Below are 6,199 nucleotides of genomic sequence, written 5' to 3'. Positions count from 1 at the left end.
CCGGCCGGAGCGCGCTTTTTTTTTGCGACAAATTTACCGATTTGCCGCCGGTTGGGCGCCGATTTCCTGGGTTTGTTGAATTCTGGCGCCAATGCCGCTGGGTTGAAACAAGCCGGTCGCGTAAGCCACGAATAGTAAAATAAACAGCACCAGGGACAGGCCGATGCGCACAGTCAAGGCTTGGGCGGTTTTGCGGGAATGCTCCTCGTCACCGGGCTTGACCAAGTGATACAAGGCGGATCCCAGGCTTGCCACAATGGCGAGAAATATAACTATGGCGACGGTTTTTAGGCTCATGGCGAACACGTAAAATAAACGGAAGCCGGCATTCTGTATGAATAACTTCATCTTGCCAATCATTTTGAGACCATTGCAAGGGACATCATGAAATTTAACTTGGTAAACCGCACTTTTCACCTGTCCTGGATGGGATTGAGCGCTTACGCGCTGGCGATGCTGTTGCTGTGTAGTCTGGGGATTTGGCAGTTGGGACGGGCGGAGCAAAAAAAACAGCTGTTGACGGAGCAACAAGCCGCCCTCGATTCGGCTGAGATAAATTTGAATCAACTGCCCATAAACGATCCGGCGGCCGTGCGCTACCGAAAGATCAGACTGGTCGGCCACTATGACGAGGCACGGCAGTTCCTGCTGGACAATCATGTTATGGACGGTAAGGCCGGTTATTTTGTATTGACGCCGTTTTTGCCGGAAGGGCAGCGAACGGCCATTTTAATCAATCGGGGCTGGCTGCCGCTGGGCACCGATAGAAACCGCTTGCCCGATTTGAGCATGCGGGCGGCGCCCGCCGAAGTGGCGGGCCGCATCAATCAATTTCCATCGCTGGGCATAGTGTTAAAAGGCGCGGAAATACCGACCGAAAGCTGGCCGTCCGTCGTGCAGGTGGTGGACAGCAAGGTGCTGTCTCGGAAGTTGGGCTACGACGTCGCCGCTTTTCAAATCGAACTGGAGCCGGCGGCGGCCGAGGGATATAAACGGGAATGGAAGATAGACGTACCAATCCCGCCTGAAAAGCATCTGGCCTATGCAGTACAATGGTTCGGTTTGGCGCTGACGTTGACTGCGCTATTTATTTGGATAAGCGTTAAAAGAACTAGTGAACACACAGCTTAAAAAAAATCGCATCACCATTTTGGTGATTTTTGCGATGTCCGTCGTCCCCTTCGCCATTGCATGGTTTTTGGCGGATAACCCAGGCAAAGTCAGGCTGGGCACCAACAACGGCGAATTGATCGCCCCGCCGTTCACCACGGAGCCAAGCGACTTCAGCGGGTACGATAGTTTTTCGGCCGAGAATATCAAGGAATTGCAAGGTCATTGGATTCTGGTCAACGTGCTGCATGGCGACGAGTGCCCGGATGCCTGTCGCGATGGCCTGTATAAAACTCAACAGATCGCCTTGATGATGGGCAAGGACATAGCCCGCATCCGCAGATTGGCGCTGATTTTTTCAGGGGCCGCTCAGCCGTTGCCGGATGAATGGCGGCGCGACGCCCGTTTGTTGAAAGCGTGGCCGTCCGCGAACTTAAAAGCCACGCTCGACAAAATAATCGCCGGCCAGCAGTCCGGGGCTTTGTTGATCATGGATCCCCTGGGTAACCTGATGATGAAATACCAGCCAGGTTACGACCCCTATAAAGTCAGAAACGACTTGAGCAAGTTATTACGCATTTCACAAATCGGTTGACAGCATGTTTAAAAAATTGAGTTTGTTTTGCGCCGTGTTGGCGTTGATAGTCATTGTAATGGGCGCTTACGTCCGCTTGTCCGATGCCGGCCTGGGTTGCCCGGATTGGCCGGGTTGTTACGGACGCGCCATGGTCGACGATAGCGCTCAATTTCAAGCCGAAGCGGCGGCCACCTTTCCCGATAATCCCCTGGATACCGCCAAGGCCTGGAAGGAAATGAGCCACCGTTATCTGGCCGGCGGCTTGGGACTTGCCGTGTTGATTCTATTTGCCATGGCTTGGCGGCAAAAACAACAGCGTGGCGCGGCCATTGGCTGGACAAGCGTGCTGCTGGCGTTGGTGGGATTACAAGCGGCACTCGGCATGTGGACCGTGCATTTAAAGGTCATGCCTATCGTGGTGACGCTGCATTTGCTGATGGGTTTTATTACCTTTTGGGCCTTAAGCTGGACCTGTTTGCGCGGCAATCCCGCCATGCAACGCCGCGCCACCGTATCGGGGCCGACATGGTTTGCGCTGCTGGGCATGTTGGCGCTATTTCTGCAAATCGCCTTGGGTGCCTGGGTCAGCAGTAATTACGCGGCCTTGGCCTGCACCGATTTTCCGCGTTGCCAGGGACAATGGCTGCCGGAGAATGGCTTTGCCGATGCCTTCGATTTTATGGCCCGCGATGCCACGTCCATGTCCGCCGCGGGCAAGGTGGCTATCCATGCCTTGCATCGAATAGGCGCATTAATCACCTTTTTGCTGCTGTCGGGCTTGATGCTGTCGGCTACCTCTGAACAATACCCCAAACCGGTTCGCCGTTCCGGCGTGTTGTTGAGCGTTTTGCTGTTGGTGCAGATAGTCATCGGCATATTCGCGGTCAAGCACGGCGTGCCCTTGGTCTTGGCCGTGGCGCACAATGCCTTTGCCGCTTTGCTGATGCTGCCGTTGTTGGGCATAGTTTTCTACAGCCGTTACGCATTGCCGGGCGAAGAACCGGCCGCGCGCGAGGCATTGGTCGAAATACCGGCGCGGACGCTGGACAAGGTCTTGCCCGCGGAGCCGCCATCGCTTTACGCGCGCTTGCAAACCCAATTGAAGAAAACCCGCGGCAGCATAGGCGGCGTATTTAGCATCTTGAGCGGGCAGGACGCGGTTACCCGCGAACTGCTGGATGACGTGGAAGCCAATTTGTTGATGGCTGACATCGGTATAGACACGACCAACAATATCATTCGGCATTTAAAGGACAATCTGGAAAAAGACCAGCTAACAGACGGCGCAATGCTCACCCAGGCTTTGAAGCAAAACCTGTTCGAGATGCTGCAGCCTTGCAGCCAGCCGTTACAGATACCCCGGCAAGACGGGCCGTTCGTCATTCTGGTGGTGGGCGTCAACGGCGCCGGCAAGACCACGTCGATAGGCAAATTGGCGCACCGGCTGCGGGAGCAAGGCCATAGCGTGATGCTGGCGGCTGGCGACACCTTCCGCGCGGCGGCGGTGGAACAATTGCAGACCTGGGGCGAGCGCAACAATGTGCCGGTGGTGGCGCAGCATACCGGTGCCGATTCGGCCTCGGTGATATTCGATGCGCTGCAATCGGCCAAGGCCAAGGGTGTCGACGTGTTGATAGCCGATACAGCCGGCCGCCTGCATACCAAATCCAATTTGATGGAAGAATTGTCTAAAATCAAGCGTATCATGGCCAAGCTGGATGCCAGCGCGCCGCACGAGATATTGTTGGTGCTGGATGCCGGCACCGGCCAGAATGCTCTGTCGCAGGCCCGCCAGTTCAATGAAGCCGTTGGGCTGACCGGTTTGGCCCTGACCAAGCTGGACGGCACCGCCAAGGGCGGAGTAATCTTTGCCTTGGCCAATCAACTGCGGATTCCGATCCGCTTTATCGGCGTGGGCGAGGCCAAGGAAGATTTACAGGATTTCGACGCCAAAACTTTCGTGGATGCATTGTTTGTGACAGACTAAAGCCATGTTGAGATTCGAACACGTATGCAAACGCTACCCCGATGCCGGCGACGCCCTCATCGATGTCAGCTTTCGTTTGGCGCGTGGCGAAATGGCATTTCTGACCGGCCGTTCCGGCGCCGGCAAAAGCACCTTGCTGAAGTTGATCGCCATGATGGAACAATGTACCCGCGGCAACGTAATGCTGGACGGCAAGGATATCACTCGTATCGGTGAAGGTAGAATTCCCTATCTGCGGCGTAACCTGGGCTTGATTTTTCAGGATTACAAACTGCTCAACGACCGGACCGTATTCGATAACGTGGCCTTGCCGCTGATCGTGTCCGGCTATTCTCACCAGGATATCGCCCGGCGGGTGCGGGCTGCCTTGGACAAGGTCAGTTTGCTCGGCAAGGAAAAAAAGCATCCGCTGTCCTTGTCCGGCGGGGAACAGCAGCGGGTCGGCATAGCTCGCGCCATCGTCAATAAACCGAAGATGATTCTGGCCGACGAACCCACCGGTAACCTTGACCCGGACCTGTCCGCCGAAGTCATGCATATGTTCGAGCAATTCATGCAGGTGGGGGTGACGGTGCTGATTGCCACTCACGATATCGAACTGATCAACCGGTTGGGCCATCGGGTGTTGACGCTCGAACACGGCCGCTTGCTGGCGGGATGACTATGAAACGGCAAACGCACAGTAAACATGTCGGTCAACGCTTGCTGGAAAAATTTCAGGCCTATCTGCTGAATCACGCCCATGGCTTGTTTTCCAGTCTGGGTCGGCTGAGCAGGGCACCGGTGACCTCCAGCATGACGATATTGGTGCTTGCCGTGGCTATCGCCTTGGCGGGTTGTTTTTATATCGTGGTGGTCAATATTCAGCAATTGACCGGCAATCTGCAGGCCAGCAATCAAATGTCGCTGTTTTTGATAGACTCCGTCAACGAAGCGGCCGGTCAAAAGTTGGCCGAGCAATTGGCGCGGCACGACCATGTCGAAAATATCAAATTTATCGGCAAAACGCAGGCGATGGATGAATTCAAGGCCAACAGCGGTTTCGGCGAAGCCTTGAATGCGCTGGAAAGCAACCCCCTGCCCAACGTGATACAGGTACTGCCGAAAAATGTACTGGATGACAGGGTAGCGCTGGACGCCCTGATGGCGGAATTCAGGCAGATGCCGCAAGTGGAATTTGTGCAGGTCGATATGCAATGGGTGGAACGCCTGCAAGCCATCATGCGCATCGCCAACCGGGGTGTTACCTTGGTCGGCGTATTGCTGGGTTTTGCCGTTACTTTCATAACCGGCAACACCATCCGGCTGGAATTGCACAATCGGCAGGATGAAGTGTTTATCTCCAAACTGGTCGGCGCCACTCACGCGTTCATACAACGACCGTTCCTGTACACCGGCTTTTGGCTGGGATTTATCGCCGGTTTTTCGGCCTGGTTGATTATCACCATCATGCTGTTGATCGTCGAAACGCCGGTGGAGCAACTGTCCGGTTTATATAACAGCTCCTTTCAATTGCTCTACCTGAGTTTTTCCGAATTTGTGTTGTTGCTGATGCTGGCCTCCGGATTGGCTGTCTTGGGCTCCTGGGCGGTGTTGCATTACCAGCTGCGCCAGATCAAACCGCAGTGACATGCGGTTTTGGGAAAGCAAATCCTTGCGGGACATGACCCCGGACGAATGGGAAGCGGTTTGCGACCGCTGTGGAAAATGTTGTCTGGTCAAGCTGGAAGACGAAGACAACGGCGATGTCGCGCTGACGGGTCTGGCCTGTAAACTGATGGATCTGAAAAGCTGTCTGTGCAGCGATTATGCCAATCGTTGCGGCCGGGTACCCGAATGCGTTGATCTGACACAACACGATTTTGCCGAATTTCGCTGGTTGCCTTCCACCTGCGCCTATCGGCTGTTGAGCGACGGCCAGCACTTGCCGGCATGGCATCATTTGATATCGGGTAGCGCGGAATCGGTGCATGAGGCGGGACAGTCCATCCGGGCTTATGCCATTCATGAGTCGCCCGAAATCGATCCGGAAGACCACATCATTGAATGGTTGAGTTAAAAGCCCCCTCAAGCGGTTTCACGATTTTCTAATAGCACTGTACTCGCCGTCGGCGCCAGAAGGAAGCGAGTGTTGTTTCAGCCCCTACGCGGGTGTTGATTAAGGGAAGGAGGTAACCCGTTCGAACCCGCTGAAAGCAGGCGCGGCGTGTGGCGCGTTTACGAACCGCATCACTCGCGAACGATGCGGTGCGGGTTGCTTACGGCGTCTACAATCCCGAAGCCGCGCAACCCATTTTCGAGATGTAGGCCGGAATAAGCGATAGCATTTCCGGGAGAATGCAAAAGCTTTGCCGGAAACGCCTGTAGGCTTATTCCGGCCTACAGGCTGCAATCCTTCGCGGCTGACCCTCTCGGAGGCCGGCCTTGATCGGTTGGGCAATGCCGGCGAAATTTTCCATCCCTAAGCTCCGCGAATGACAGCTTTCCGGCAAGCAACCTTGCGTCCTCTATGGTTCCTACTGGCC

The 6,199-nt window shown here is 55.3% G+C and carries 7 protein-coding genes; 6 read left to right on the top strand and 1 reads right to left on the bottom strand.

What is annotated here, in order from left to right:
• Nucleotides 1-33: 33 nt before the first annotated feature.
• Entirely contained in the window at nt 34-348 is a 315-nt protein-coding gene (locus NP590_RS20070; RefSeq protein WP_371927340.1) for a twin transmembrane helix small protein, read from the bottom strand.
• Nucleotides 349-384: 36 nt separating this feature from the next.
• Between NP590_RS20070 and NP590_RS20065 the strand changes: the two genes are divergently transcribed.
• From NP590_RS20065 to NP590_RS20040, 6 genes are read left to right on the top strand one after another with little or no spacing between them, the layout of a single operon-like run.
• On the top strand, nt 385-1,131 hold the full coding sequence (locus tag NP590_RS20065) for an SURF1 family protein (protein WP_256604522.1): 747 nt from the start codon (nt 385-387) through the stop codon (nt 1,129-1,131).
• Nucleotides 1,115-1,705, top strand: coding sequence for a redox-active disulfide-containing membrane protein (locus NP590_RS20060; protein ID WP_256604521.1), 591 nt, complete (start codon nt 1,115-1,117; stop codon nt 1,703-1,705). The genes NP590_RS20065 and NP590_RS20060 overlap by 17 nt, the downstream gene beginning before the upstream one ends.
• A gap of 4 nt (nt 1,706-1,709) precedes the next feature.
• A complete protein-coding gene (ftsY, locus tag NP590_RS20055) occupies nt 1,710-3,674 on the top strand; it encodes a signal recognition particle-docking protein FtsY (protein ID WP_256604520.1) in 1,965 nt (654 codons plus the stop codon).
• 4 nt (nt 3,675-3,678) lie between these two features.
• Entirely contained in the window at nt 3,679-4,335 is a 657-nt protein-coding gene (gene ftsE / locus NP590_RS20050) for a cell division ATP-binding protein FtsE (protein ID WP_256604519.1), read from the top strand.
• A 2-nt stretch (nt 4,336-4,337) separates the two neighbouring features.
• On the top strand, nt 4,338-5,303 hold the full coding sequence (gene ftsX / locus NP590_RS20045; protein WP_256604518.1) for a permease-like cell division protein FtsX: 966 nt from the start codon (nt 4,338-4,340) through the stop codon (nt 5,301-5,303).
• A 1-nt stretch (nt 5,304) separates the two neighbouring features.
• Complete coding sequence (locus NP590_RS20040) at nt 5,305-5,733, top strand: YcgN family cysteine cluster protein (RefSeq protein WP_256604517.1); 429 nt, start codon at nt 5,305-5,307, stop codon at nt 5,731-5,733.
• The last annotated feature ends 466 nt before the right edge of the window (nt 5,734-6,199 follow it).

This window comes from Methylomonas subterranea (assembly GCF_024505185.1).
GTDB classification, from domain to species: domain Bacteria; phylum Pseudomonadota; class Gammaproteobacteria; order Methylococcales; family Methylomonadaceae; genus Methylomonas; species Methylomonas subterranea.
This window is presented reverse-complemented; position numbering and strand designations above follow the sequence as displayed.